Raw genomic sequence first — 25,637 nt, 5'->3', positions numbered from 1 at the left:
AAAAAGCAGGGGGAAGTATGGTTAAGAGCAACGAAGCGAAGTCTCAAAAAGGGGACGGAAAAAGCGCAAAGCCCAATATTCTTGTCATTATGGGCGATGACATCGGTATCAGCAACCTAAGCTGTTATAGCCACGGTATGATGGGTTATAAAACACCCAATATCGACAGAGTTGCTAAAGAAGGCATGATGTTCACCGATTCTTATGGTGAACAAAGTTGTACCGCAGGACGGGCTTCGTTTATCACAGGCCAAAGTGTGTTTAGAACAGGGCTTTCCAAAGTCGGTTTTCCTGGTGCACCTATCGGAATTCGTCATGAAGATCCCACTATAGCCGAGCTGTTAAAACCGCTCGGCTATGCAACGGGGCAGTTCGGAAAGAATCACTTCGGTGATCGAAATGAATTTTTGCCCACCGTGCATGGCTTTGATGAATTCTACGGAAATCTTTATCACTTGAACGCCGAAGAGGATCCTGAAGATCCTGATTATCCTCAAGGGGCCTTCAAGAAAAAATTTGGTCCTCGTGGCGTTCTTCGTTGTAAAGCGACGGATAAAGACGATTCAACAACGCATGAACGTTGGGGGCGAGTCGGAAAACAAAGCATTGAAGACACTGGCCCTCTCACAAGAAAACGAATGGAGACTTGTGATGATGACTTCGTTTCTGCGGCGAATGATTTTATTCAACGTAAAAATTCAGAAGGGCAGCCTTGGTTTGTCTGGCTTAATACCACTCACATGCACTTTCGCACGCACACAAAACCGGAAAGCATCGGTCAAGCGGGAGAAAGCCAGTCGCCTTATCACGACACAATGATTGATCACGATAAGAATGTGGGACAAGTGCTTGATCAGTTGGATCAATTAAACATCACTGACAACACGATCGTTATTTATACGACGGACAATGGTCCCCACATGAACACATGGCCGGATGGAGCCATGACTCCTTTTCGCAGTGAAAAGAATACGAATTGGGAAGGAGCTTTCCGTGTTCCGTTTCTTATTCGCTGGCCGGGACAAATCAAGGCCGGCTCCATCTCAAATGAACTTGTTCAACATCACGACTGGTTGCCTACTTTGCTTGCCGCAGCCGGGGAGCCTGAGATTAAAGAAAAACTTCTTCGCGGACATGAAGCTGCGGGCAAAAAATTTAAAGTTCACATCGATGGGTACAATTTGTTGCCTCTATTAACAGGTAAGGAAGAAAAAAGTCCGCGTCCTGGATTCATCTATTTCAGCGACGACGGGGATTTGGTCGCGTTGCGCTTCGGAAATTGGAAGTTTGTGTTTATGGAGCAAAGATCTCCGGGAACATTGGGTGTTTGGGCAGAGCCTTTTACTCCGCTAAGAGCGCCGAAACTTTTCAATTTGCGAACGGATCCTTATGAAAGGGCAGACATCACTTCAAACACCTACTGGGACTGGTATCTTCAGAAGGCTTATTCGTTGATGGCGGGTCAAGAAATTGTGAAGCGTTTCATGGAAACCTTCAAAGAATATCCACCACGTCAGAAAGCGGCAAGCTTCACGATCGACCAGATCCTCGAGAAGATGACAAACGCCGCTGGCTACGCTCACCAAGATTCTGAAGGTCATATTCCGTCACAGGAAGGTTCTTCGCAGATGGGAAGTATGTCACAAAAAGGGAAGTCCGAAGGGGAAAGGCAGCGCCCCACTCATTAAGAAGGAAATAGCACGTGAGCAGCACAATATTAATTGAAAAAGAAAAAACGGAGAAGGAGTTAACACCTCCTTCTCCGAATATGGTTTGGATTCCTGGCGGAACTTTCACGATGGGCTCAAACGATCACTATGCCGAAGAGGCGCCTGCCCATCGAGTGAAAGTCGATGGGTTTTGGATGGATCGATCGCCAGTCACGAACAAAGACTTCAAAAAATTCGTCGAAGACACTGGCTACGTGACGTTTTGTGAAGTCGCACCCGATGCCTCACTTTATCCTGGTGCAAAAAAAGAAATGTTGACGGCGGCTTCCGTAGTTTTCGTAAAGCCCTCGGGGCCAGTTGATTTGCGAAATCCTTATCAGTGGTGGCATTACACGCCGGGAGCAAGTTGGCGATATCCTCAAGGACCTGGAAGTTCCATTGAAGATCGTATGGATCATCCCGTCGTTCACGTTACCTGGAAAGATGTGCAAGCCTATGCAAAGTGGGCAGGAAAGAAGTTACCCACAGAAGCGGAATGGGAATTTGCCGCGCGTGGAGGTCATGAAGGGCGTGAGTTTGCGTGGGGAGACGAGTTGCTTCCTGCTCACGGACATCAAGCCAATATCTGGCAAGGAGAGTTTCCTTGGCAGAACTTAGCGGCCGATGGATTTGAAGGCACTTCTCCTGTCGGAAGTTTTCCCGCTAATGAGTACGGCCTTTACGACATGATTGGCAATGTGTGGGAGTGGACTGTGGATTGGTATGCTCCTCAACATGCAGAAGAAAAGCACAAGGCTTGTTGCATTCCAAAAAATCCTCGCGGAGCCGCAGAGGCGGAAAGCTATGATCCTCGACAAACACTGCAGATACCCAGAAAAGTGATGAAAGGAGGCTCGCATCTGTGTGCGCCTAACTACTGTCGTCGCTATCGACCTTCGGCGCGCATGGCGCAGCCTGTGGATACGTCAACGTCACACTTGGGATTCCGGTGTGTGATTCGCGGAGAGCGCACATGACCGAACCCGAGTTGAACTCCAATGAAATGGCGAAAAAACGTACGGAAATGGCAGAGCATCGAACCGGGCTCTCGGATCATCGCACGGATTTGTCTGAGCATCGTACCGACTTGTCAGAACATCGAACTTCGCTTTCAGAAAAACGAACCGAGATGGGCGAGGTCCGAAGTAGCTTGGCGACGATGCGCTCGCATCTGGCGAATGAGCGCACTCACTTGGCTTATATGCGAACCGGAATTTCTTTGATTAGTTTCGGTATTACCATCAATCGCTTTGCTTGGTTTCTTATCGATAACAAAACGATGTCTCGCTACGGACATTCCTTTTTGCACGACACGAAAGACTTGGGAATCGGCATGGTTTTTTTAGGATCTGCGATGTTGATATGGTCCTTGTTCAATTATCGAAAAACAGCAGATGCGATCACGAACAATAACTACACTCCCTCACATAGATCGGTTCTGGCATTTACTCTGGCTTTAATTTTAGTCGGTGTTGCATCAACGGTGTGGCTCATCCTCAGTTAGGAGAATTCAATGGAGTTCCGATATATAGCGGGTCCCTCAGAACTTTTTACTATCTTTTTTATTATGGTGGGTCCCTTAGGTCATCTTGCACAGTTTGCGAAAGTCACACGCGAGATGACGCAAGAACAAATCAACACTCTGGCGTTCAAGTCTTTAATCATCATAGTACCCGTGATTGTGGTGTTGGGACTGCTTGGTAAAGAGCTCATGTTGAAATGGCACATTCCGCCGCCCGTATTAGGTCTGACAGCGGGTATCATTTTTGCCTTGGTAGCCTTTAAGATTTTATTATCTTCGGATGCTGAGATAGAAACTGCCGGAACACATCAAGCGGAAGTATCCCCTCTTACTGTGGCTTTAAAGATGCTGATCAATCCTCATTCCGTGGGGGCTTTGATCGTCTTATTAGCGTTAAGTCATGACTGGGATCGCACGGTTTTGGTTTTGAGCCTTTTCGTGGCTAATCTAATTCTTGATGCCTTGGCTTTAAAGTATATTCGAATTTTGATGGGGAGGGTTGGCAAAGTCGTTATGTTGATTCTTGGCTCTGTGCTTGGGGTCTTACAGGCGGCCTTGGCGCTAACGATCATTCACGCCAGTCTTATGATGATCGCCCAGAGAGGATAATTTCTTCACGCCCACTCAATCTTGACAATTCTTTTTCGAAAAATGCGCTATAAGACTTCCAATTCTATTTTACTTTTTAAGGAGACTGCCATGAAGTCTATTTTAGCTCTTTTTGTTCTTCTTTCTTCTGCTCAATCATTTGCTGCAAATCCTTGCGAAAATCACGCTAAAGCGGCAGCTATCCGCACTTACAAAGCGGCTGTAGGCACGGTTCAAGGTTCTGAAGGAATTCAATACTCTTCTGTGAAAGAAGAAGGCTGGAACAATCCTTACCTTTACACAGTAACTATTGCGGACAACAACGAAGACGGCGAAACTTGGGAAGTGGACTACGAAGTTCAAGTCCAAGACAAAGCGGGTAAATGCAAAGTGCTCTCTGTTAAAGAAGTTGCTAGCAGATAATCAATCCCAGTCTATGATTTTTATGAAAGCCCAACATCCTGTGTTGGGCTTTTTTTTTTGCCCACAGATACTGCCGTAGTATTTTGACACTTCTTTCTTCACATCTTTTTGTTTCTGAATTTGAAAGATAAATTGGGGACTCTCACAGAGGAGGACTCTATGTTTGCCGCTCGGTACGTTCCCGGCGAAAAAAAACTTTCACTCACTGATATTCCCAAGCCAAGGCCCGGCCCGCGAGATGTTCTATTAAAAATCCGCGCCGCAGGAATTTGTCATTCTGATCTTCATGTTCTGGCCGGAGAAGTTCCTTATCCGCACACATTCACGATGGGTCATGAAGCTTGTGGCGAAGTTGTGGAAAAAGGAAATGAAGTCTCCGCGGATATTAAGGTAGGCGGGCTTTACGCCGTACATGGTCCCAATCCCTGTGGCGACTGTACGTACTGCCGAACGGGGCATGACAACTTATGCAACGGACCTGGCAGAACTTTTGTGGGGCTGGGACAAGATGGCGCTTATGCTGACTATTTAGTTGTACCGGCGCGAAACGTTGTCGAAGTGCCCAAGGGAGTTTCACCGGAGGTCGCCGCAGTGGCGACAGATGCTGTTTTAACCCCTTATCATGCAATTAAAACCCTGGGCGAAGTGCAAACCAACTCGAAGGTTTTAGTGATCGGCTTAGGAGGCCTGGGCATCAATGGTGTGCAAGTTGCAGTGGCTTTAGGAGCCAAAGTCACCGCCACCGATCTGCGCGAAAGCAGTTTAGAGCTCGCAAAAAAAATCGGCGCCAACGAAACAGTGAACTCTAAAGAGATTGATAAAAAAATCAAACCCGCCTCGTTTGATGTGGTTATAGATTTTGTTGGTCGGGATTCCACTTTCACTCAAGCGCAAACTTTTGTGCGCCCCGGGGGCACGATTGTGTTAGTGGGCTTGGGCTCTTCGCATGTCCCGGTGATCAGCACTCCGTTGATCAGCTATCAAGTGCGAGTTCAAGGGGCTTTTTGGGGAACACATCAAGAGATGCATGAAATTTTCCAATTGATTGCCGAAGGAAAAATCAAACCCCAAGTGGAAACAGCACCGATGAAAGACGTCAACCATTGGCTTGAGGAATTAGAGGCGGGTCGAGTAAAATCTCGCATGGCCTTATTACCATCGCAGATGTAAGAAAGGCTAAAGGGGCTTTGAGCCCCTTTAGATGAATTCTATTACTGAACTTTCTTGTCTTTCCTTTGAGCTTTAGCTTGTTTACGTTCCTCCTTTTTTTCGGCACGCATTTGCTTACGCTCTTCCTTTCTGGCTTCACGCATTTCTTTTTTGTCGTCGCGAGACTCATGCTTCTCGTGAGCTTTGGCATCTTGACGGTTCATTCCAGAGACCGCCTGACCGATAGTGCTGGGGTGAAGGCCTAGCTCTTTTGCGATTTTACCCCAACCCATTTTATCTTCTGTTCTCATTTTTAAAATTTCATCAACTGTTTTACCGGATTCTTTGCTTAAAGCTCCGACAACGGCAAACTGCGATTCAGATATTTTAGAATCCTTCATGGCTTGAATCTGTTCGTCTGTCAGATTGTATTTTTCTTTAAGACGAGCTTCGTAATCGGGCTGAGCGGCCTCTTCGGTGATCTGTGTTTCAGCGGCAGCGATTTCGTCTTCAGCTCTAGCCAGCATCGGATTCGTCAAAGCCAGGACTAAGACGGAAAGAATTAATTTGTTATTCATTTAACACTCCTTCGTTAGAAAGTGATGAGCCACTTTGCCAATATTTCGTTTTCTTTATAATCTTGATAACCACTGCGCGAACGCTGTTGATAAGAACGCACCACAATACTGCCAGATGAGTTGACTGAAAAACGGCGCATGGCTTCACCTGATAGATACAGTGCGCTGTAAGTTTCTTTTGAAGTATCCACCTGACTGACCACTCTACCGTTTTTGCGGGTGACTTGGGTTTCAGTCGTTAAGTCACGACTTAAAAAGCTAGTTTGTTTTAGTCCCAGTTCCGCACTGAAACTCCAGAACCTGTTCAGCGTATACTCCGACAAGATGGACATATCGATATAAAACGCGCTGTATTCGCTCGCGGAAGAAAGAACCACGCCCGCTTCACCATAACCCTCGATATAGGCTTGCGAAGTAAGGTCGTAACCCAAAGTCGCACTGCCGAAGATCGAATTATCAAAACGACTTAGTGAAGAAAAGCTGCGCGCTTCATATCCCGCACTTAAATCCAACGTCAGACTTTGACGGAGATCTTTGCTTTGGGACACAGTTGCAGCGAATGCATAGTTATTGAAAGAAGAGTCCGTTGTTCCCGGTTCTCCGTGAACGTATTCTTGACCTTTCAATTCAAATTCGCAGGTTCTTTTACCAAAACAATCAAGCTCATCTGATACACCAAACGAAAGCAAATCATTGGTGTCCTCTTTGTTATAGTCTTGATATTGAAGGCGTAGGCCGAGTATATGGCCGGGGACTGAATAAAATTTATTCGACATTCCCGCCAAGAAGAAAACATCGCCCTCTTTTTCCGAATCCGTTCGTAGTGCGTTGTCCGTCATCCCGACTTCCAATCTGTTTCTTGAACTCCACTCTGCTAGCGCATAAGAAGAAAAAACCAGGAAGAAAACATTGAAGACAACAAGCTGTCGTAATAGTTCCATAGAAGTCATTATAAAAAGTCAGTGAAAATTGAACAGAACAAACGCCATATGAAATATAATGATTTCAGCCTGATACGACGGTTTATAAAGAGATGGCCAATCCCGATAATGCTATTTTTAGTGCCAATCTTTTGATCAGTGGAAAAGCGCAAATATGAAGGGAAGTTTTAAGAGAATCTCTTAGGCCGTGCGCGAAGAAGTTTCATGACTTCTTCATCTGGCACTTGGTTGAAGGTCTCGTAGAACTGTCCTACGAAAGCGAAGCCGTCTGTTTCAATTAGACAAAGTACATCGGTGATTTCTTGGCGCATTTGTTTTGACGCTCTTGTTGAACCCGCGGGAACCACCAGATAAATTTCTTTTGCGCCTTTATCCCGAATGTATTTTGCGGCGACCCGAGCAGTTACACCTGTTGCGAGACCGTCATCCACCAGATAGACGGTCATTCCTTTTAAGTCTTTGAGGCTTTTGCCATTCCGATATAATTGCAGACGTCGCTGAAGTTCCGCCTTTTCATCATCAATAATTCTTTGTACTAATTTTTGCGATGGTCTGAAGTCAGGAGGAATCTCGGGGTTGATCCAAAGAATGTTTTCCTCTGTCAGGGCGCCGATTCCGAATTCGGCATTTTCAGGATGACCAATTTTTCTTACGATTAAAACATCATAGGGGATATCCAATGATTGTGCCAGCTCATGAGCAATAGGAACGCCGCCACGAGGAAGTGCTAACAGCACGGAGTTGGGACTGCGGGGATGCCCTTTTTCTTTTAAAAATGCGGAAAGGCGGTGGGCGGCATCTTCTCGGTCAATAAACTTTGTGAATTTGATAAGACACCTCCAGACCTGATTTTAGGGATAAAGAGACCTTCCGGATATTCATTATTGTGTAATCAAGAAAACTACATTTAGTGAAACCTGGCGTTTTGGTGTATGCTGGGTCGCATGGAACACTCACCCCTCCGCAATCTTTTATGGATTGAAGAGCTTTTACCTGTTGGTTATGACTGCGCCCCTAAAAACGGGGGGATGGCTTATTATGTCGATATGAAGCTTGTCCTTATTCTGGTCGAGCGTCGCGGGCTTTATGAACACAAAGGCGTCAGTTATCCGTTTGAGCTTTGGAATGGATGCATCTTTCCAGTTGAGAAAAAAGCTCAGAACGCTTTTTTTCTGAAATATCTTTTTTTAGAAAATCATCCGGCAAATAAAGACTGGCTTTATATTCCGGCAGAGTCTGAAAACTTCGAAGACGAGGTCAAGCAGATGATGCGCGAAATTTCGCGCGGTAATATGTTACTAGGACTTCCGGTAAAATCTTCTGAACTCACCAAAGCCGAAAAGACAGAGAGACCCGTCAAGAAGACGGTAACTCCGAAAGCCAAGATCAGTAAGAAGGGCGAAAACGCGTTTCTTTTATCCATTGCTAAGAAGAATCGAAAATAAACGCGGCTGTGCCGCCTTAGTTTTGGCGGGCAGTGACGAAGCTCTTCGTCCAGTTTTGCCAATATTCACAATCCACAACCGGATCTTTAATTCGCACGGGGTCGTGGAATTCCAATTTGGCGTGAATTCGCTCTAGACCAAAAAGATTGAATAAGTGTGTAGGCAAAAAGTCATCATCAATATACGCCGCAGCTCTTAAGGGTAAGTAGGTGATACGAAAAGGCTGAAAGAGAAGATTCTTTTCGTGCGCGATTTCAAATGCCCCTCGACGCCACGATTTCTTTTCATGCATGCAAGTGGTCCCAGAAGGGAAGATGGCGACACGCTGGCCGCGGGTCAATGCGTTCTGAATAGACTGCCTTGCGAGCTGCCGGGAGGAATCGCTTTCACGTTTCACGAAGACAGTTTCAATTTTTTTCGCCGCCGATCCGATAACGGGCCACGAGCGGACCTCTTCTTTCGCGACAAAGGAAAGACCCCTGACTGTGCTCATAAGAAGGGGAATATCTAAATAACTCACGTGATTCCCCAGGAACAGCAGGGATTTCTGTTCTGAAACTTTCCCGGAAATTTCAAGATCAATGCGCAGGCGAGAAAGCATGTCTTTGGCCCACTGAAGTTTAAGGTCTTCAACGCTGGCTTCAGGATGTTTTGATTTTTGCAAATAGTGATAAGTTTTTGCGAAGAGTCCCACAGAATCAGTGAATGATGTAATGGCTTTCATGACCTGATCATAATGGCCTGAATGAAAGAAGCAATGTTTTGATTAAGTCAAGACAGCCTGACAAAACCATGACACGACAAAATGTATTTTTCCTTTCACCCTTTACTTAATGAAGGAAATCAATTTTCTGGGCCTCGGCTTTGAAGTCGGCCAAGAGCAAAATGGACTCAAGAGCTCTCACGAATACTTTCGTCAGTACTTTCCTTTCCTGAAAAAGCAGGGATTCAATTTGGTGGATTGTGGAGAAGTCCTGTGCCCCGAACCTTTCGGAATAAAGCTGCGTTCTGCAGACGAAATTTCGGCTTTTAACTGGCTTCCTTATAAAGAAGCCTATGCAAGAATTCAGTATCTTCTGAAACAGCCTGAAGTTCTTTTAAATTGGGGCGGCGATCACAGCGTGGCGTTGGCCACAGTGGGAGCCTTTGCTTTTCAGAATCCAGAGGGGTACGTCGTTTGGGTTGATGCGCATACGGATGTGAATCTTCCTGAATATTCATTAAGCGGGAACTTGCACGGCATGCCTTTGTCCATTTTGTTAAACGTGCAGGGAGTTGCGTCCTCTCATTTTCCGTGGATTCAGAATTCTCTTCGTGCGGACCGCCTTATTTACGTCGGTGTGAGGGATCTAGACCCTTTTGAAAAAGAAATTGTTCGCGAGTTGGGGATCACGGCTTTTACCGCCTCAGATGTTCGCACTCAAGGAATGAGTGCAGTCTCTCGCAAAGTTCTTTCTAAGGTTCAAGGAAAGCCTTTGCACGTAAGTTTTGATATCGACAGCCTTAGCCCCGAAGTCGCTCCTTCAACGGGCGTTCCTGTCTCTTCGGGCCTCACATTAGATGAGGTAATGACACTAGGGCGGACTCTTTCGCAGCATTCGTCTTTACGTTCAGTGGATGTCGTCGAGGTGAACCCCTTTTTGGGAAGTGCTGACGATGTCTTTAAAACCTATTTTGCAGCTCTTCAATTTTTAACGTCCTTGTTTCACCAGGGGGAAATCTATGATGGCATTGGTCGATCAATTAAAGCAGACTACACAGCTTCGTTGGAATCGAGTCCATAAGTTCAAAGCCAAAATCAATATGAATATTGAAGTGGGCTCTTATGTGATTAAAACCGCAGAGACGCCTGAAGAGTTGATTGAAAGCTTTCGTCTTCGTCATGAAGTGTTCAATCAAGAGTTCCGCGGGATGACAGGGGCGGGATTGGATTTTGATAAATTTGATTACTACTTTGACCATTTGATCATCGTTCATAAGGAACTAAAAAAGATCATTGGCACTTATCGTGTGAACTGCTCAACCTTTTCAAAAGAGTCTTACACCGCTTTAGAATTTGAATTGCAAAATTTTTTTAGAGAGAATGATGGTCCCTTCTTAGAGCTGGGGCGCGCCTGCATTCATAAAGACTATCGCAAAGGCTCTATCATCTCTTTACTGTGGAGAGGAATAGCAGAGTACATGAACTTAAGCGGCGCTAAAGTTCTTTTTGGCTGCTCGAGTTTAAAAATCAACTCGCCTCGGGAAGCGGCGTTGACTCATAAGTACCTTGTGGACCAAGGCTTGGTGTCACAAAAATATCCTTGCAAGCCTACGAAGAAATTTACGATGCCGGATTTTAAAAATTGGTTCGAGTACTTCGATAAGGGTTTGACCGAAGAGCAATCAGCAGAAGCTCAAGACCTAATTCCATCTCTTTTGAAATCTTATCTGAAGTTGGGCGCCCAGGTTGCTTGCGAACCCGCTTTTGACGAGGACTTTGATTGCATCGATTTATTGACGGTTTTGCGTAAAGAAGATTTGGCGCAAAGTTTGGCGTCTCGTTTTTCAATAGCGAAATAGGTATTGAGGCTCGACTGTGCGGTCGGGCCTCCCGCTAAATATCGGCCTAATTGATGATTGGTAAAAGGGTGTTGGCCCCTCTAAGGCGGGTATAATTTTCAGCTAAATCTACTTAGCGACCTAACCACCCCGTAGTTGAAAACCTACTGACTACAAAATCCCGATTCTTTGACTTTCGCTCTGATATGGCCGACAACCCGCCAACACAAAGTGAAAGGAAATCTGTCATGTCAAAATTGATCGTTGGCGTTCTTTTGTCTCTAGTTGCAAGCATCAGCTTCGCTAAAACTGATAAATTGGTCGTTTACTCTTCTTACGACGGTGCTCGTTTGGGACCTATTTTTGCTCCCTTCACTCAAGCTACTGGCATCCAAGTAGAAGTGGTCAATGCAGGTTCTGCTGATCTTGTGAATCGTCTGGCAGCGGAAGGCGCGAACACGCCCGCTGACTTGTACCTTGATAAAGATATCGTTTACTTAGGACAAGCTGATAGCAAAGGCCTTTTGCAAGCTTTCAATGCCCCGTATGTTACTCAAAACATTCCGGCTCACTTGATTGACGCGAACAACAGATGGTTTTTGATTTTCTATCGTGCGCGCGTGATCATGTACAACACAAACAAAGTAAACCCAGCGGACTTGTCGACTTATGAAGACTTGGCAGACTCGAAATGGGAAGGCCACCTTTGCCTAAGAACTTCTAACAACTCTTACAACGAAGCTTTGGGCGCTTCTTTCGTTCACCACTTGGGTGAAGAAAGAACGGAGAAGATCTTTGCTGGTTGGGTGAATAACTTAGCTCTTGATCCAATCAAAGGTGACACAGATCTTATCCACGCTATTGCTAGCGGCACGTGCTCTGTAGGTATTGCGAACACTTACTACTTGGCTCCTCTTGTTCGTGACAACCCAAGCTTCCCAGTGAAACCTTTCTTCTCAAACCAAAAAGACGTTGGTGCACACATCAATGGCGTTGGTATCGGTATCACGAAAGCTTCCAAGAACTTGAAAGAAGCGAACATGCTTCTTGAGTACCTTGCTTCTAAAAAAGTTCAAGAAGTAGTCGCTAACGGTTTCAGCCAATACCCATCTAACCGCACAGCTGAAATTGCGCCAACATTGATCAACTTCGGTGCATTTGTTGAAGACACGACAAATGTTGGAACAATCGCTGAAAAAGCTCCTAAGGCGAAAGAGTTGATGAATAAAGTTGGTTACAAGTAATTAGCATTTATTTTTTTAATTTTTATAGAGCCACTTCCTCCTGAAGTGGCTCTTTTCTTTTCATGGGACCTGCGTGCTTAGACCGACGTGCAAGTCTTGATGAAATTTTGCAAGAAGGTATTCCAGACGCGTGAACGTGAAGAAGCGATTGGCTTTGCTTTGAAGACCTTTTTGAATGCCTTCTAAAATTTCAATATCTTGTCCGATAATCACTTCAAGAAAATCGATTTTTTGCTGGATCTTTGAATCTGTTTTTGAAGCTTCACTAGGCACAAGTGGAATCGCGCGAAAAAGCGTCTGATTGATCGAAATCGGTAGCAATGAAATCAAAGCCACGTGGTCGTCATAAAAGAGCAAAAAACTTGAAGGAAAAATAAAGTACATAACTTGCGACCATTGCAAAAGGGATGTGTCGTCCGAAGGCTTTCTTAAAGGTACGACGATCCGGCAGTTTTCCCCCTGCGTGTCTGAAATACTGAGATTGGGAAATTGCAACTGTGCGAGATAAGGAGCATGGGCATGCGTAAAGTGATAAACTTCAAGAAATGCCTCTACGCCAAGCTTCCAATTGAAGTTCGCAATAAATGATTTTTCCGTTAGGGCGTGCCTGGGGAGGAAACCGAGCTCTTCACGGTCTTCGAGTAATTGCTGAAACGCGGATGGGAAAGAAAATTCGTCTTGCGAAAGAATAATCCAGATCATACCGGCTGCTTCATACGCAGGAAGTTCTTTTAAACGAAAGGCCGTCGAAGATACGCTCGCAAAACAATTTTGCCTTTCGGGAATTTCCGAGGGGTTTCCGTTGGTCGAATAAGACCAGCCATGAAATGGACACACCAATTTTATCTGTTCTTCTTTCACTACTTTAAGCTGTGCTCCACGGTGTCGACAGGCGTTGAGATAAACGCGGATTTTACGCTGCTCATCGCGAACCGCGATTATAGGCACTCCCAAAAATTCGGCGCTGTAGGATTCACCGACATTTTTTACTTTAGATGAATCAATCCAGGGTAAAGGTCTTTTTTTAACGATGCCGTCCATTTCTTTTTCATACAAAGCCAGATCTAAATAACTGCTGACAGGGTTTGCCGAAACAGAGGGACCTAATTCCAGACGACCGTGCTCCATGTGAAGTAGCGCTTGTTGTTGTATCTGCTGCAGTGTTTTCATGATGTGACCCCTTTTGCAAATTCCGGAAAGCACAACGCTTCTTCCCGCCGGCAATAGGCCACAAGATTCGCGTGGCTAAGAAGATCTTTTTGTAACGGGCTCGGTATGGGTTGTTTTAGAATCGTGATAAGAAAGGCATAGGCCGTGGCGTCCAAGGTCGTAAATTCCTCTCCTAAAAAATAGGCCTTATCGCCAAGAAAATCAGACAGCGCTGTCATTACTTGTTTTCCCAGTAAATAAACCTCTTCTTGGGAATGTCTTCCTAGACCTTGCAGATAGGCTTGGCTGCGCAGACGACGTCGCAAGAAATGCAGAAAGGGTGTGCCAACAACGGGCGGAAACAATGAAGAAAAATCTTTCTTTATGACCTCCCAACCCCTCGGATCTATCCAGCGGCTGTAAAGCAAAATAAAGTACAGATGCTCTTCAATCATTTTTTGAAAGGCGACTCCTTGAGCGTGATTCAGAGCTGATAAAGTGGAGGTGGTGTAGGCGTTTGAAAGATGCTGCAAGATAAAAGAAGAGTCGGGAACGACTTTATCGCCATCGCGAATAAAAGGCATCTTTCCCTTGGGACCGCGTGCGGGATTCTTTTCAACGATCACGCGATAGGGAATGTTTTTCTTTCTTAAAAACATTTCCACCTTGATGCAAAAAGGGCTCAAGCTGGGTAATCCCCAAATGGCTGGATATTGATGAAGCTTGATCATGAGTGTCTCCCGAGTAGAGTTTTAATGAAGGACGTGAAATCCAATAGATCAAAAACGCTTCCTTCAAAGTGCAGGGTTTTTAAAAAGCGAAGGTGCAGCTTTGAAGATTCTTGGCAGCGATGCAAATAATTCTCGAGATATCGTTTGGTAAAGCTAGGGTGGGTTTCTGAACCCAGCTTCGAAAGTAGATAGGGAACACGAAGTAAAGCCTCCGCGTCGCTGTGGTACTTTCGGCTTGTAAAATATTTTTGAGAAAGCATTCTCTTTAGAAGCAGGGCTTGCTCCAAAGCCACCGTCATTCCCTGGCCAAAAACGGGATTCAGCGAACAAAACGCATCGCCTACCACAACAAGATTTACCGGAAATCCGACAACTTTATGCAAGCGGCGAAGGTGCATGTGGGACTTGTGGAAATAGGCGGGTTCCCCCAGTGCTTGACCATCTTTCAGAAGGGAAAAACAATGTTTTCCCGGAACAAGCAACGCTCTTTTCATAAAGTCTTCGAAATCTGCTTTGCCTTTCAGCGAAGACGAGTATTCGATCAAAGTGGCGATATACCGACCATTTTCTATCGGTGCAATCACGGCCCCTCTCGTGTCTGTGGGGGGCGAGAGCTGATAATAATATTGTTTGAAATCTTGAAATTTCAAAGAGGCCTTTGTGAACTGAACGGAACGATAGGTGATGTTGATGGAAGTTTTTTTTGTGGAGCCATCTATCGACAACGTGGGTAGCAGTCTTTTTAAGGGAAAAAAAGCACCACCAGCGATGACCACAAGATCCGCCGTGAACAGGCGATTGTTTTTACAACGCACACTTTCAACGGTGTTTTGTTCAACGAAAATTTCTTCGACCTCGGCTTTGTGAAACACGATCCGTGATTTCTGGGAGACGTGGAAGTGCATGTGGCTCTCTAGACGAGGACGGCTCATGGCTTCCGTGCGAATCAGTGACGGATAGCGGGGAAAGAGGCCATCTCGATTTTCCCATGCGGTATCGTGGGACCAGTCAATGTAAGGGCAATCCTCGAAGTCTTTTTCTATTTTTGGAAATAGCTGACGGAGAATTTTGTGTCCGCGCTTTAACAAAACATGAAGGTGACGCCCTTGAGGGACACCGCTGCGTGCATTGTTAGACCCAATGCTCGGGTCTTTTTCAAGGACGGTGACCTTCTTAAAGTGTTCTGATAGAACTTGGGCTGCAGCCAGGCCTGCGATTCCGGCTCCTATGACCAGCGCGTGATCGCGTTTCATATTTGGCCTTCCAGATTTTGATGAAGTTGATTCAGGGCTTGTAAGCCAGTCGCATACTGTACTGTCGAGAAAGTTTGTATTCCTTGATTTTGCAACTTCGTAAGGATGTCGGCAAACTCCTGGTGCAAAGGATTTTGATAGTTTTCCGACGATGTCATAAGTATTTCGTTCGTTAGATCGCCTTCGGATATTTCTCTTCTCAAGGTGAAAAGAAGATTGCTAATACGCCCGGCGCGTTGACCTAAAATAAATATTTCGCGACAAGTTCCAAGTTCGCGCCTGTCAAATCCCGAACTCGCCATCAGGTCAATGGTGCCTGCGGCTACCATTCCCATATTGTAGGGTCCTAGAAGACGTGACTCAGTCAGATTTCTGACAGCGGGAAGTTTTGTCATCAACTCAGAGTATTTATTACTGATGTAGAATTGCTCAAGGTCAAAACGAAGAACGGGGAATAGCTCTTTATAGTGGGGAAAGTGCTGAAGCAAAAGAGCAAGTCGCTGAAAGAGATATCGAGCCAAGTTGAAGACTTTTTGATCCTGCAGAGCCAGACTTCTTGCCGGCACGTGGTCTATTCCGACATTTAATTTGTATAAATATTTGAGCAGCTCTGGATTGTAGTACCGAGGATGATCAGCAAGATCATCATAAAGAGTGACTATCATTCCCAAATGAATTTTGGCGAAAATCACCAGATCTACAAAGCGGCCATCTACAGAAGTCAGAGTTGTAAAACGATAACCCGTCGGTAGAAAATCTCGAAATAAAACCTCTGGACGCAAGGTTGAAGACTCTCGATAGGTTTTTGTTAAAGTTTCGATCTCATCCCGGAGATTCGTGAATGGAAATTTAGTCATGGATTTCTCCAGCCCGAGAGTGGAGGAATATATATTGATTTGGCAAAGGATGAAGTGTGATCAGCGGCTCTGCCTGAAGAGGCGCGGAAGGGCTTGAAATCTTGAACTTCTGACAGATTTTTTTTAAGACAATGGCGGCTTCAAAATACGCTAAGCGCTCACCGACGCAGGACTTGCCTCCGGCTCCGAAAGGAATAAAGGATAACGGATGTTTGAGTTTTTCTGCGAACCGTTCGGGCCTAAACTGACCGGGATCAGGAAAAAGATCCGGGCTGCGATGCATTTCAGTGATGCCGATAAGAACCTGATCGGCTTTTCGTACGGAACAACCTAACAGATCATCATCTCGGGTGGCTTGTCGTGCCAGCATGTACGCCGGCGGGAATAGACGAAGACTTTCTTTATAAACGGCCATCGTCGCTGCCTCGTCACCTTGAGCGATTTGGTCTTGATATTTGGGATTTTGCGCCAGAAGTAATAGCGTGAAGGCTAACGAAGCGGCCGTGGTCTCGTGTCCCGCAAAAAGAAAAGTCATGCAGTGATCGATCAGGTTCTCATCACCGTCAAATGCCTTTGGAACGCCGGACTCCCTTTGCAAATGCTTTTCAAGCATCACGCGAATCTCTTTTTGCAGGCAAATAATTTCTCGATTTTTACGGGTAGGGATGAACAAATGTGCGGGAGCTAAAGAGCGCATGCGCAACCCACAGAGATAATTAAGACGTAAAAACTTTTCTCCGATTTTAGACGCCAGTTCAGGAGATCGCACGCCCAAGAAAATCGTTAAAGCTGTTTGTAAAATCAATGAAGTCATTTCTGCCGTAACGTCGATCTTATTTTGGGTTGCCGCTTTTCTCAGAAATTCATCGCAATAGTCTTCGATAATCACTCGTGCCGTGTCTAATCCGGCGCCGTTAAACATAGAACGTGATTTCAGGCGTCCTGCCTGCGACTCTTTTCCGGAAAGCTGCACCAGGCCTTTTTTTCCAGTTACGGGTTGTATTCGATCGAAAACGGTGCGGTTTTGAACGTAGATGTCAGCTCGCTTAATAAGAATTTCTTGGGCTCGCTCCGGATCAAAAACAAAGACGAAGCGTTTAGGGCCCAGGAGCAAGCATTGAGGCTCACCTTGATGATCCATATCCCGCATAAATTGGACAGGCTCAGACATAAATTCGGTCAGATTTACAATTGGATTTAGTAGGCGCATACTTTCTCCTTGGAGTGCGGTCTCAAAGAAGTAACCCATAAAACCGTTGAATATAATTTCATTATGGATTAGGAATGTTAACCAATGGATATCAATCGCATTCGTTACTTTTTATCTGTAGTAAAAACCGGCAGCATCACTAAAGCGGCGGAACTTCATCATATTTCCGCCCCCGCATTATCAAAGGCCATCAAAGTTTTTGAAAGGGAGCTGGATGAAAAACTTCTGTTACCCGATGGACGCGGTATATTGCTCACTGACCGCGCCCGCGCTTTGGCTCCTGCTTTGGAAGAAGTTGTCAAAAAACTTGATGGCATCATTAATAAAGCTGATTTGTTTGGTTCTTTTGCGGGTGAATTGAAGCCTTTAAGAATTGCGACGTTTGAAGTTTTTTCGACGCACTTTATGGAGCGCATTTTAAGTAACACGTTTAGTGGACGATCTTTCCTGATTCATGAACTGACGCCCGGCCGGATGGAGCAGGCGGTAGCTGGGCGTGAAGCCGACTTCGCTATCACGTACATTCCGGTTCCGCATCCCGAGCTGGATCACCTGCGCGTGCAGGCGATTGAAATGGGGATTTTCGGTCTTAAGAATAAGTTCAACGAACATGCTGAAGATGTTCCCTTTGTAAGTCCCATTGGTCCTATCGAAGGTTCACCGAACAGGGTGCGTGGTTTGGACGGCTGGCCTGAAGAGGCGTTTCCACGCCACATTCGTTATCGTGTTGGAATGCTTGAGACAGCTCTGGGAATCTGCCGTCGCGGTCTGGCGGTCGCTTACATTCCAAAATTTATTGCGAAGATGCATAACGAGATCGTGAAGCCTGAATTTGCGCTAGAAGAAAAACCTCTGCCACGTCGTTTTCCGCGCAGAAAAGAATATGTGTACCTAGTGAAAAGAAAAACGGATTTAGAAGACGAAGCCGCCAAAAAACTGGGGGCCGCACTCAGACGCTATTGTTCGTCATAGTCTTGGAATACAGCGTATTTAGAATCAGCGGCGGCGGTCACTTGTCCCTAGAGGCTTGTCGTTTTAGTAACCTTCGCAACGGATTCGTGATTAGGAAGTAGATTTTTTGTAGACCTATAAATCATCCACGCTAGCTGCGCACCCAAAGGTATCATCATAGGAGCAGTTTGAAGATTGCATGATGATTTCGCAGACCTGTTTGAAAGAGGTTCCGCTTCTAAGATTTACAGTAACAAAGACGTGGTATCCTTCGTAATTTTGATTGCTGGCGAACAGATGAATTTGATCTAAAACTGCCTTTTCGCCGCGATGAAGCCCTTTTGACAGTATGACACTTTTTGCGCGCTCTTCGCATTTTGGTTCCGCAGCAGAGGCTTCGGAGTGCCCGCCAAATAGTATTAAAGTGATTGTCAAAGCTAAAATCTGCTTCATAAAGTCCTCGCTATTATAATTGCGTTTTTATCTGCAATTTTTCCGCCGAAGTCTTAGTTTTTAGAATCCGTTTTGATTTCAGAGAATGACTGGTAATTTGAATGTGATCGCAGATGCGGGGTGACGCTTTGTTAAGGTTCAAAAACTTGTTCCCAAAAGGGAAGAGAGCCGAAGGTGGAATTCTCTCCACCATAGACCATCAGATGTCCGTTCTTTAAAACCGTCGCCGTGTGATGACTGCGGGCTTCTTTCAACGGCTGCGCGAACGTCCACTGATTTTCTACTGGATCATACACTCGAACATTTTGATCAGACGTTGTTGAAATACCTACCAAGCCACCAGTAAGCACGACCTCGCCGGAAGGCAGAAGATTTGCTACCGGAAAGAGCAGTGCCGTATCCAAGGTGGGGCCAGCACTCCAGGAGTTTGTGGTTGGATCATAAATCTCCGTCGTGGTGGTGGGGGTGCCGGTGCTCCCATCCACTCCTCCCAGAGCCAGAACTTTTCCAGAGGCCAATGTGATCGCCGTATGGTAAACGCGCAGTGAGGTCATTGAAGCCGCCGCAGTCCACGTATCAGTAAGAGGCTGATAAAGATTAACTCCAAAAGGGCCTACAAATAAATACTCCCCTGTCTTTAAGGCAACGGCGAGATCGTAAGAACCATTGGGGCGATCTGAGGAAGCCGTGCAGGTGCCTAGTGCGGGATCACAAATTTCATTTTTGGTGGTTATAGATGTGATATTGTTGATCCCACCCGAAACAAGAACTTTCCCTCCAGGCAGAGGGATTGCCGAATGGAGCATGCGAGGTAGGACCATGTTTATCGTTGTGATCGAATTCGTGTCTGGATCATACACGTCAGCAGTCTGGATTGCATCGTTGGTCGCATTCATTCCGCCCGCGATAAATACTTTTCCCGAAGTTAAAAGTGTCGCCGTGTGATATCCGCGGAACGTGGAAAGATTCGGTCCCGGCGTCCACGTGTTCGAAGAAGGCGTATATATCCTCGTGCTTGTTGCAGGATTTGCGCCTTCAACTCCGCCAGCGACGAACACTCGGCCATCGTTCAGCAAGGTCGCAGTGTGATAAGATCTGCCTGGTAAAAGTGATGGAGCTTTCCATTCTGGAGAAGCAATCGGGCTAAGACTGTAAGATTCAACTGTAGCCATGGCATTTGCTGGATCTGCGCCCCCGACCAGAAGAAGGCGGCCGTCATTCAAGGTGAACATAGGAGACATCGCTCGGCCTTCATTGAGGGCTCTTTGATCCATGGTCCAAGTGTTCGTGGCAGGATCATAAATTTCAGAACTGACAAGACCGGCACCAGCTGTTGATTGACCACCAATCACTAATACTTTTCCACTCGCTAGTGCGACAGCTCCCGCGGCATTTCGCGCCACTAAAAGCGAAGCGCCTGCGCTCCACGTGTTGCTTGCGATATCGTAAATTTCAACTGTGCTTAATGCCCCCGAAGGACTATAGCCCCCGGCCACAATAAGTTTTCCATTCAAATGAGTCACGGTATGACCCGATCGCGCTTCCGTCAAAGGTGGCGCCACTGACCAAGAGTTCGAAGCGATATCGTAAACTTGCATTGACGCCAGAAAGGTGGTCGACGATCCGCCAATGACAAAAACTTTTCCACCTGTACTATCAGGTACCAGCGTCGCAGTATGGAAGTAACAAGGAGTCGGCATATTCGGAGTTAAGCTCCATGAGTTCGTCGTGGGATCGTAAATTTCTGCGGGTGCGGGTAGGGACGTACCACCCATATCGCCTGTACCACCGATGATCAGAACTTTTCCGTTCGGTAAAAGTGTCGCGGTATGTGCAGAACGATAGTGAGACATAGAAGGTCCCGAACTCCAAGTATCAGAATCAGAATCATAAATGACACTAGAATTAAAAGTACCTGTGGCGTCTTGACCGCCAACGACCAAGACTTTGCCGCTAGCAAGAACAGTCGCCGTGCTGCGCACACGTGCAGCGGGAAGGGGAGCCGCGGCACTCCAAGTGTTGGTAGAAGGATCAAAGATTTCACTAGATGCTTGAAACACAAACGTCGGAGTCGTAGATAAACCCCCAGCGATGAGTACTTTACCATTTTTCAAAAGTGCGGCAGCGGGAATGAAGCGATCCACTGACATCGAGGCTTCTGATTTCCACACATAAGCAGAAAGATCCAGTTTTTCAGGAGTGGCGTGAACAGATGCGGTATTACTTGGTGAAGGAATTCCGCCCAGAACCACTAAATATTTTCCAGCGATATTTGCCGTGTGGAAGATGCGCGGTCCAATTTCCATATCATCTAAAGGGCTCCATTGATTCGTCGATGGATTGTACATCAGCGTGTCTTTGTAAGCCGTGGTAGCTGTTCCTCCACCGACAACAAAAATTTTATCCCCGACAAGAGTCGCCGTGTGAGACTTGCGAGCAACGCTGAGCGAGGCTCCCGCTGAAAAAGCTCCATTAACCCCCATCGTCGGATCAAAGATCGTAGTATCAGTGAGTTCGGTCGCGCCATCGACTCCGCCGATAATAACGACCTTTCCATCTGGAAGCAGGGTGGCCGTGTGATCTTTTCTGGATTTAGTTAAAGACTGGCCCGCAGCCCACGAGTTGCTGCTGGGGTTGTAAAGTGCTGTTGTGAGCAGAGTAGCTGTGTTTCGTCCTCCGACGATAAGAATTTTTCCGTTTTTCAGTAAAACGGCGCTGTGATAAGCGCGCGCCGCCGACATTGCAGTGGCTGATGTCCAGACGTTGGTTGCTGGATTATAAATTTCGACAGAGTTGCTATAGTTTGAAGTTGTAAGAACATTGGTGTTGGTCGTTCGTCCACCCATAACGATAACACGGCCGTCTTTCAATAGAGTCGCCGTGTGATAACAACGGCCTGTCGTTAAAGATGCGGCTGTGCTCCAGGTGCCTGAAGTCGGGTCATATAAGGCCGTGGTGTTTAGACAAGCGGAGCTGTCGTTAGCCGTAGTTCCACCAATTAGAAGAACTTTTCCGTCTTGAAGTAAAGTGGCGGTGTGACCCAGTCTTGCCTGCGGAAGATTTTCGGCTTGTGACCAAACTCCTGTTTCGGGATCATAAATCTCTACGCTTGTAAGTGCTGTCGTAGCCGAGATCGGAGAGGCGTCGTAAGCGCCGCCAGCCACAAGAATCTTTTTATTCAATAAAGTCGTTGCGGTATTTAGAGCTCTTTTAATCGAAGGATATTGATTTCTGGAAAGCTTAGACGTGTTTATTGTTGTATCAAGACTAGGAAAAACGACTTCATCAGCGGAGTTGATTTGGACTTCCAAAGTACAACCACTCAACAGCGGCAAAAGAACCAACATGATTGTCCAAAGGACGGTACCGGCTACGTTCCTCATAAATATATGATTACTTATCGGGTAATTATGGAGGCCTTATTAGGCAATAGGTGGGGAAAGGGGGTTTTAATTTGGTAATTTGGGCGTCTCAAAATAAGACGTTATCGTTTGAAATCTTATAGTGCTGCAGAAAGGAAATTTTGCGTTCCGCGATAGACTGGATCTGGAACACCACTGAAAACTGATGAACTGATATGGTGTCGTGGTGGTGCAGCACGACGTAAACAGCGAATTCTTGAATGAAGTTCGGATCCAAGGCGCTGCGCACAGCCTTAGTCCAAGTGACTGTCTTTATCGGTAAAGTTTTGTATACTGGGCTTGAAGATTTCGCAATTGTTTTAGAGATACTTAATTTTCGAGGCTCAATAATGAGAAAAGAGTTTTACATCGCCCTTGTGGTCGTGTGTGTGTTGAACGTTTTATTTTATTTCTATTGGACGATCGGGTTGTTATCTCTCTTCTTTTTCGTTCCTTTTTTCGCATTGGGCATTCGTGATATTCGTCAAACTCGTCACGCGATCAAATCGAATTTTCCGGTCTTTGGGCATTTCCGTTATCTTTTGGAATCAATTCGCCCCGAGATCAATCAATACTTTATTGAGTCGAATACAGATGGTCGCCCGTTCAGTCGTGAACAACGTTCGGTGGTTTATCAGCGCGCCAAAAAAGTTTTAGACACTGTTCCTTTTGGAACTCAGCACGACGTTTACAAACAAGGCTATGAGTTTGTGACTCATTCCATGTATCCCAAACATGTTAGTGAAAAAGATCTGCGTATCATGGTCGGCGGAGAAAAATGTAAACAGCCTTACTCTTTGTCCTTACTAAATATTTCAGCGATGAGCTTTGGTTCTCTTTCGACGAATGCGATTCTATCCTTGAATGGCGGCGCTAAAGATGGCGACTTCGCTCATAACACGGGGGAAGGTGGTATTTCTCCGTACCATCTAGAAATGGGTGGAGATCTCATTTGGCAAATTGGAACAGGTTATTTCGGTTGCCGCACTCATGACGGCGTTTTTGATCCCGAACTTTTCAAAAAGAATTCACGTCATCCTCATGTGAAAATGATCGAGATCAAGCTGTCTCAAGGTGCTAAGCCAGGTCACGGCGGAATTTTGTCGGGTAAGAAAGTCACGCAAGAGATCGCCAACATTCGTAACGTTCCTTTGGGGAAAGACGTGATTTCTCCTCCGGGACATAGTGCTTTCCACGATGCCGCAGAGATGTTGACCTTTATTGAAACCTTGCGCGAGCTTTCCGGCGGAAAACCGGTTGGTATTAAACTGTGCTTAGGCCATCGCAGAGAATTTGAAGAGCTGGTGTCTTTAATGGCGCAAAAGAATTCTTACCCGGACTTCATCGCAGTTGATGGGGCGGAAGGTGGAACCGGTGCCGCACCTTTGGAGTTCTCAAACTACATGGGGATGCCCGGCATCGACGCTTTGGTGATCGTCGTAGATACTCTAAAAAAATTTGGCGTGCGCGATAAAGTAAAAGTATTGGCGACAGGAAAAATCACCACCGCATTTGATATCGTGAAGCTTCTTTGTATCGGTGCTGATGCCACTTATGCAGCCCGCTCGATGTTGTTGGCCTTGGGTTGCATTCAAGCACTTCGCTGCAACAACAACAAGTGCCCGACTGGTGTAGCAACCCAAGATCCAAATTTGGTAAAAGGTCTTCACGTTCCCACGAAGCGCGAGCGTGTTAAGAATTTCCACGGCGAAACCCTGGGAACAGTGGCGCATATTATCGGCGCTATGGGATTCTCAAGACATCAAGATCTCAGCCGCGCGGACTTGTACAAGCGTATTGATGAAAATCATATTAAAACCTATCATGATCTTTACCCTGAGCCGGTCGTGCTGAAATCGAGTCACGGTGAGGAAGTCAGAGCGACAAATCTTAAGCCGGAAACTGTTTAAGAGTTTTTGTTGGAGGAACCAGGGTAGCATGCTAAACCTCAAGTAAAGTTGAGGTTGGCATGTCTGGCGCAAATGAATTAGGACAAACACTGAGTGTTGGAGAGTTATCGAAAAGATCCGGCGTTCCTGTATCTGCTATTCATTTTTATGAAGAAAAAGGCCTGATTAAATCATGGCGCACGGAAGGCAATCAAAGACGCTTTCCTCGAGGCATGTTGCGTGTAGTTGCTATAATTAAAGCGGCGCAAAGTGTTGGCTTTTCTCTTCTGGAAATCGCAGAAACCTTGAAACTGTTGCCTCAAGATCGGTCGCCCTCACAAGCTGACTGGCAAAAGATATCGACGAAGTGGAAAAAAGATCTTGAAGAGCGAATCACGCATATGACGAAGCTGAAAGATCAACTGAATAGCTGCATTGGTTGCGGATGTTTATCTCTGAAAGAGTGCCCGTTAAGAAATCCAAAAGACAGATTAGCGAAAAAAGGTCCCGGCGCCGCTCTTCTCTAAAAGAAAGCATCCCCGCAACCTTTTGCATCTTGACCTCAAGTTAACCTGAGGTTTTAGAGTGGACCTTTATTAACTAGCGAGGTCTTTATGGAATATTTAACGTATAAAACACTTCATATCATCAGTATCGCGGCCCTTGTTGTCAGTCTTGGATTTATCATTGGAGGATGCTGGATCGGCGGCAAAAACGCTCTTCGCAAATGGGGCTTCATCACCCACGGCATCAGCTGGATTTTAGTTTTCGTGACAGCATTCAAGTTGGTGGGCGTGCTGGGCATGCACGAGAATTTTCCAAACTGGGCACAAGCAAAGACAGCATGTTGGATTCTTCTTGGGTTAGTGGCGTTCACTATTAAGAAGAAGCCCAAGTTCGTTGCGATTCATTATGGCGTGATTTTGATTCTTTCGTCGGTGGCTATTGGACTCGCGGTTCTTAAGCCTTCTTTTTAGTTCTGAAAAAATGGATCTTAGATCTCTGGCTTTTAGCCGGAAACTCCATGTTTCTAAAATTCAAGAGCCGAGGATGGTTGCCGAATTAGAACATTTGATCAAGGAGTTCGTCGAGCTGTTGGAAGTAGCGCAGGCTTTGTTTCTTCGCCGAGGTAACGTTAGATCGGCGCACCATCGCCGTCGCGATGGCGCTACCGTGGGTGAAGTCTATTAGAATATCTAACCACATCTGTCTTCTCTTCGGGGAAAGAGCTGTCGCTTCCAAAAGTTCGGACAAAAGATCTGTGATGCGTTTTGCCTCAGTCGAAAATGCTTCTGGAGTTGAAAAGACGGTAAGGGTCAGATTGGGGTACCGAAGTCCCATCTGGTAGTAGCTCGTTAGGAGGTGCTTGATTTTAACTCGTTCGCCGCCTTGAGCAGATTCAAAATTCTTTACGACTTGGCTATAAACTGCGTCAGATAACGCCTTCATAAGTGCAGCCCGACTGGGGAAATAGTGATAAATCGCCATCGGGGTAATCTTAAGGCTTGAGGCAAGAGCCCGCATCGAAAACCCATGGGGGCCGGTTTGCTCAAGCATTTCTAGAGACGTTGTGAGGATCAAATCCACACTTATTCCGGCGTCG

Annotated in this window: 26 protein-coding genes; 14 read left to right on the top strand and 12 right to left on the bottom strand. The window is 46.0% G+C overall.

Annotation, left to right across the window (positions count from 1 at the left end; all coding sequences use genetic code 11):
* Positions 1–17: 17 nt before the first annotated feature.
* The 6 genes from ACLWBD_RS12425 to ACLWBD_RS12400 all read left to right on the top strand — a co-directional run bounded on the left by ACLWBD_RS12425 (position 18) and on the right by ACLWBD_RS12400 (position 5,412).
* Entirely contained in the window at positions 18–1,688 is a 1,671-nt protein-coding gene (locus ACLWBD_RS12425; protein ID WP_063204723.1) for an arylsulfatase, read from the top strand.
* Positions 1,689–1,768: 80 nt separating this feature from the next.
* Positions 1,769–2,686, top strand: a complete 918-nt coding sequence (locus tag ACLWBD_RS12420) for a formylglycine-generating enzyme family protein (protein WP_413570738.1) — start codon at positions 1,769–1,771, stop codon at positions 2,684–2,686.
* Positions 2,683–3,213 carry a YidH family protein gene (locus tag ACLWBD_RS12415; RefSeq protein ID WP_413568385.1) on the top strand — a complete coding sequence of 177 codons (531 nt, stop codon included), beginning with the start codon at positions 2,683–2,685 and terminating at the stop codon, positions 3,211–3,213. Before ACLWBD_RS12420 ends, ACLWBD_RS12415 begins: the two co-directional genes overlap by 4 nt.
* Positions 3,214–3,222: 9 nt before the next feature.
* Positions 3,223–3,840 carry a MarC family protein gene (locus ACLWBD_RS12410; RefSeq protein WP_413568384.1) on the top strand — a complete coding sequence of 206 codons (618 nt, stop codon included), beginning with the start codon at positions 3,223–3,225 and terminating at the stop codon, positions 3,838–3,840.
* 90 nt (positions 3,841–3,930) lie between these two features.
* Positions 3,931–4,242, top strand: coding sequence for a hypothetical protein (locus tag ACLWBD_RS12405; RefSeq protein ID WP_063204719.1), 312 nt, complete (start codon positions 3,931–3,933; stop codon positions 4,240–4,242).
* 159 nt (positions 4,243–4,401) lie between these two features.
* The gene (locus tag ACLWBD_RS12400; RefSeq protein WP_413568383.1) at positions 4,402–5,412 is read left to right on the top strand and encodes a zinc-binding dehydrogenase; all 1,011 of its coding nucleotides are present in this window, start codon (positions 4,402–4,404) and stop codon (positions 5,410–5,412) included.
* 41 nt (positions 5,413–5,453) lie between these two features.
* Here the strand turns inward: ACLWBD_RS12400 and ACLWBD_RS12395 are convergent, their stop codons facing one another.
* The 3 genes from ACLWBD_RS12395 to ACLWBD_RS12385 all read right to left on the bottom strand — a co-directional run bounded on the left by ACLWBD_RS12395 (position 5,454) and on the right by ACLWBD_RS12385 (position 7,722).
* Positions 5,454–5,969, bottom strand: coding sequence for a hypothetical protein (locus ACLWBD_RS12395; RefSeq protein WP_063204717.1), 516 nt, complete (start codon positions 5,967–5,969; stop codon positions 5,454–5,456).
* 14 nt (positions 5,970–5,983) lie between these two features.
* Positions 5,984–6,910: a hypothetical protein gene (locus ACLWBD_RS12390; RefSeq protein ID WP_413568382.1), complete on the bottom strand. Its 927-nt coding sequence runs from the start codon at positions 6,908–6,910 to the stop codon at positions 5,984–5,986.
* Positions 6,911–7,077: 167 nt separating this feature from the next.
* Positions 7,078–7,722: a phosphoribosyltransferase gene (locus tag ACLWBD_RS12385; protein ID WP_413570737.1), complete on the bottom strand. Its 645-nt coding sequence runs from the start codon at positions 7,720–7,722 to the stop codon at positions 7,078–7,080.
* A 132-nt stretch (positions 7,723–7,854) separates the two neighbouring features.
* Here ACLWBD_RS12385 and ACLWBD_RS12380 point away from each other — a divergent pair, with 132 nt between their 5' ends.
* The gene (locus ACLWBD_RS12380) at positions 7,855–8,355 is read left to right on the top strand and encodes a hypothetical protein (RefSeq protein WP_413568381.1); all 501 of its coding nucleotides are present in this window, start codon (positions 7,855–7,857) and stop codon (positions 8,353–8,355) included.
* Positions 8,356–8,371: 16 nt separating this feature from the next.
* Here ACLWBD_RS12380 and ACLWBD_RS12375 read toward each other — a convergent pair whose 3' ends face one another.
* On the bottom strand, positions 8,372–9,079 hold the full coding sequence (locus ACLWBD_RS12375) for a lysophospholipid acyltransferase family protein (RefSeq protein WP_413568380.1): 708 nt from the start codon (positions 9,077–9,079) through the stop codon (positions 8,372–8,374).
* A 109-nt stretch (positions 9,080–9,188) separates the two neighbouring features.
* On the opposite strand from ACLWBD_RS12375, the gene ACLWBD_RS12370 reads away from it, so the two are divergent.
* The 3 genes from ACLWBD_RS12370 to ACLWBD_RS12360 all read left to right on the top strand — a co-directional run bounded on the left by ACLWBD_RS12370 (position 9,189) and on the right by ACLWBD_RS12360 (position 12,140).
* Complete coding sequence (locus tag ACLWBD_RS12370) at positions 9,189–10,139, top strand: arginase (protein WP_063204713.1); 951 nt, start codon at positions 9,189–9,191, stop codon at positions 10,137–10,139.
* The gene (locus tag ACLWBD_RS12365; RefSeq protein WP_413568379.1) at positions 10,078–10,917 is read left to right on the top strand and encodes a GNAT family N-acetyltransferase; all 840 of its coding nucleotides are present in this window, start codon (positions 10,078–10,080) and stop codon (positions 10,915–10,917) included. Before ACLWBD_RS12370 ends, ACLWBD_RS12365 begins: the two co-directional genes overlap by 62 nt.
* Before the next feature lie 227 nt (positions 10,918–11,144).
* Positions 11,145–12,140, top strand: coding sequence for an extracellular solute-binding protein (locus tag ACLWBD_RS12360; protein ID WP_081112099.1), 996 nt, complete (start codon positions 11,145–11,147; stop codon positions 12,138–12,140).
* A 60-nt stretch (positions 12,141–12,200) separates the two neighbouring features.
* On the opposite strand, the gene ACLWBD_RS12355 is transcribed toward ACLWBD_RS12360, so the two are convergent.
* Genes ACLWBD_RS12355 through ACLWBD_RS12335 form a run of 5 tightly spaced genes read right to left on the bottom strand, consistent with a single transcriptional unit; the run spans position 12,201 to position 17,340 of the window.
* Positions 12,201–13,310: an aromatic ring-hydroxylating oxygenase subunit alpha gene (locus ACLWBD_RS12355; RefSeq protein ID WP_413568378.1), complete on the bottom strand. Its 1,110-nt coding sequence runs from the start codon at positions 13,308–13,310 to the stop codon at positions 12,201–12,203.
* On the bottom strand, positions 13,307–14,020 hold the full coding sequence (locus ACLWBD_RS12350) for a glutathione S-transferase family protein (RefSeq protein WP_413568377.1): 714 nt from the start codon (positions 14,018–14,020) through the stop codon (positions 13,307–13,309). The genes ACLWBD_RS12355 and ACLWBD_RS12350 overlap by 4 nt, the downstream gene beginning before the upstream one ends.
* Positions 14,017–15,273 (bottom strand): NAD(P)/FAD-dependent oxidoreductase, encoded by a 1,257-nt coding sequence (locus ACLWBD_RS12345; protein ID WP_413568376.1) that lies wholly within the window; start codon positions 15,271–15,273, stop codon positions 14,017–14,019. The genes ACLWBD_RS12350 and ACLWBD_RS12345 overlap by 4 nt, the downstream gene beginning before the upstream one ends.
* A complete protein-coding gene (locus ACLWBD_RS12340; protein WP_413568375.1) occupies positions 15,270–16,130 on the bottom strand; it encodes a hypothetical protein in 861 nt (286 codons plus the stop codon). Before ACLWBD_RS12340 ends, ACLWBD_RS12345 begins: the two co-directional genes overlap by 4 nt.
* Positions 16,123–17,340, bottom strand: a complete 1,218-nt coding sequence (locus ACLWBD_RS12335) for a cytochrome P450 (RefSeq protein ID WP_413568374.1) — start codon at positions 17,338–17,340, stop codon at positions 16,123–16,125. Before ACLWBD_RS12335 ends, ACLWBD_RS12340 begins: the two co-directional genes overlap by 8 nt.
* Before the next feature lie 84 nt (positions 17,341–17,424).
* Here ACLWBD_RS12335 and ACLWBD_RS12330 point away from each other — a divergent pair, with 84 nt between their 5' ends.
* Positions 17,425–18,312: a LysR family transcriptional regulator gene (locus ACLWBD_RS12330; protein ID WP_413568373.1), complete on the top strand. Its 888-nt coding sequence runs from the start codon at positions 17,425–17,427 to the stop codon at positions 18,310–18,312.
* A 114-nt stretch (positions 18,313–18,426) separates the two neighbouring features.
* Here ACLWBD_RS12330 and ACLWBD_RS12325 read toward each other — a convergent pair whose 3' ends face one another.
* Together ACLWBD_RS12325 and ACLWBD_RS12320 are read right to left on the bottom strand one after the other, a co-directional pair.
* On the bottom strand, positions 18,427–18,744 hold the full coding sequence (locus ACLWBD_RS12325; RefSeq protein WP_413568371.1) for a hypothetical protein: 318 nt from the start codon (positions 18,742–18,744) through the stop codon (positions 18,427–18,429).
* Between the two features lie 131 nt (positions 18,745–18,875).
* Positions 18,876–22,127: a Kelch repeat-containing protein gene (locus ACLWBD_RS12320; RefSeq protein WP_413568370.1), complete on the bottom strand. Its 3,252-nt coding sequence runs from the start codon at positions 22,125–22,127 to the stop codon at positions 18,876–18,878.
* A gap of 368 nt (positions 22,128–22,495) precedes the next feature.
* Between ACLWBD_RS12320 and ACLWBD_RS12315 the strand changes: the two genes are divergently transcribed.
* The 3 genes from ACLWBD_RS12315 (at position 22,496) to ACLWBD_RS12305 (ending at position 25,011) form a co-directional block, all read left to right on the top strand.
* Entirely contained in the window at positions 22,496–24,055 is a 1,560-nt protein-coding gene (locus ACLWBD_RS12315) for an FMN-binding glutamate synthase family protein (protein ID WP_413568369.1), read from the top strand.
* A 59-nt stretch (positions 24,056–24,114) separates the two neighbouring features.
* Positions 24,115–24,561 (top strand): redox-sensitive transcriptional activator SoxR, encoded by a 447-nt coding sequence (gene soxR, locus ACLWBD_RS12310; protein ID WP_413568368.1) that lies wholly within the window; start codon positions 24,115–24,117, stop codon positions 24,559–24,561.
* An 87-nt stretch (positions 24,562–24,648) separates the two neighbouring features.
* Entirely contained in the window at positions 24,649–25,011 is a 363-nt protein-coding gene (locus tag ACLWBD_RS12305; protein WP_413568367.1) for a hypothetical protein, read from the top strand.
* A gap of 85 nt (positions 25,012–25,096) precedes the next feature.
* On the opposite strand, the gene ACLWBD_RS12300 is transcribed toward ACLWBD_RS12305, so the two are convergent.
* Positions 25,097–25,621 carry a TetR/AcrR family transcriptional regulator gene (locus tag ACLWBD_RS12300; RefSeq protein ID WP_172795496.1) on the bottom strand — a complete coding sequence of 175 codons (525 nt, stop codon included), beginning with the start codon at positions 25,619–25,621 and terminating at the stop codon, positions 25,097–25,099.
* Positions 25,622–25,637 lie beyond the last annotated feature (16 nt).

The organism is Bdellovibrio sp. HCB117 (assembly GCF_047305915.1).
GTDB classification, from domain to species: domain Bacteria; phylum Bdellovibrionota; class Bdellovibrionia; order Bdellovibrionales; family Bdellovibrionaceae; genus Bdellovibrio; species Bdellovibrio bacteriovorus_B.
The sequence above is the reverse complement of the archived record's forward strand: the minus strand, read 5'-3'. Positions and strand labels throughout refer to the sequence as shown.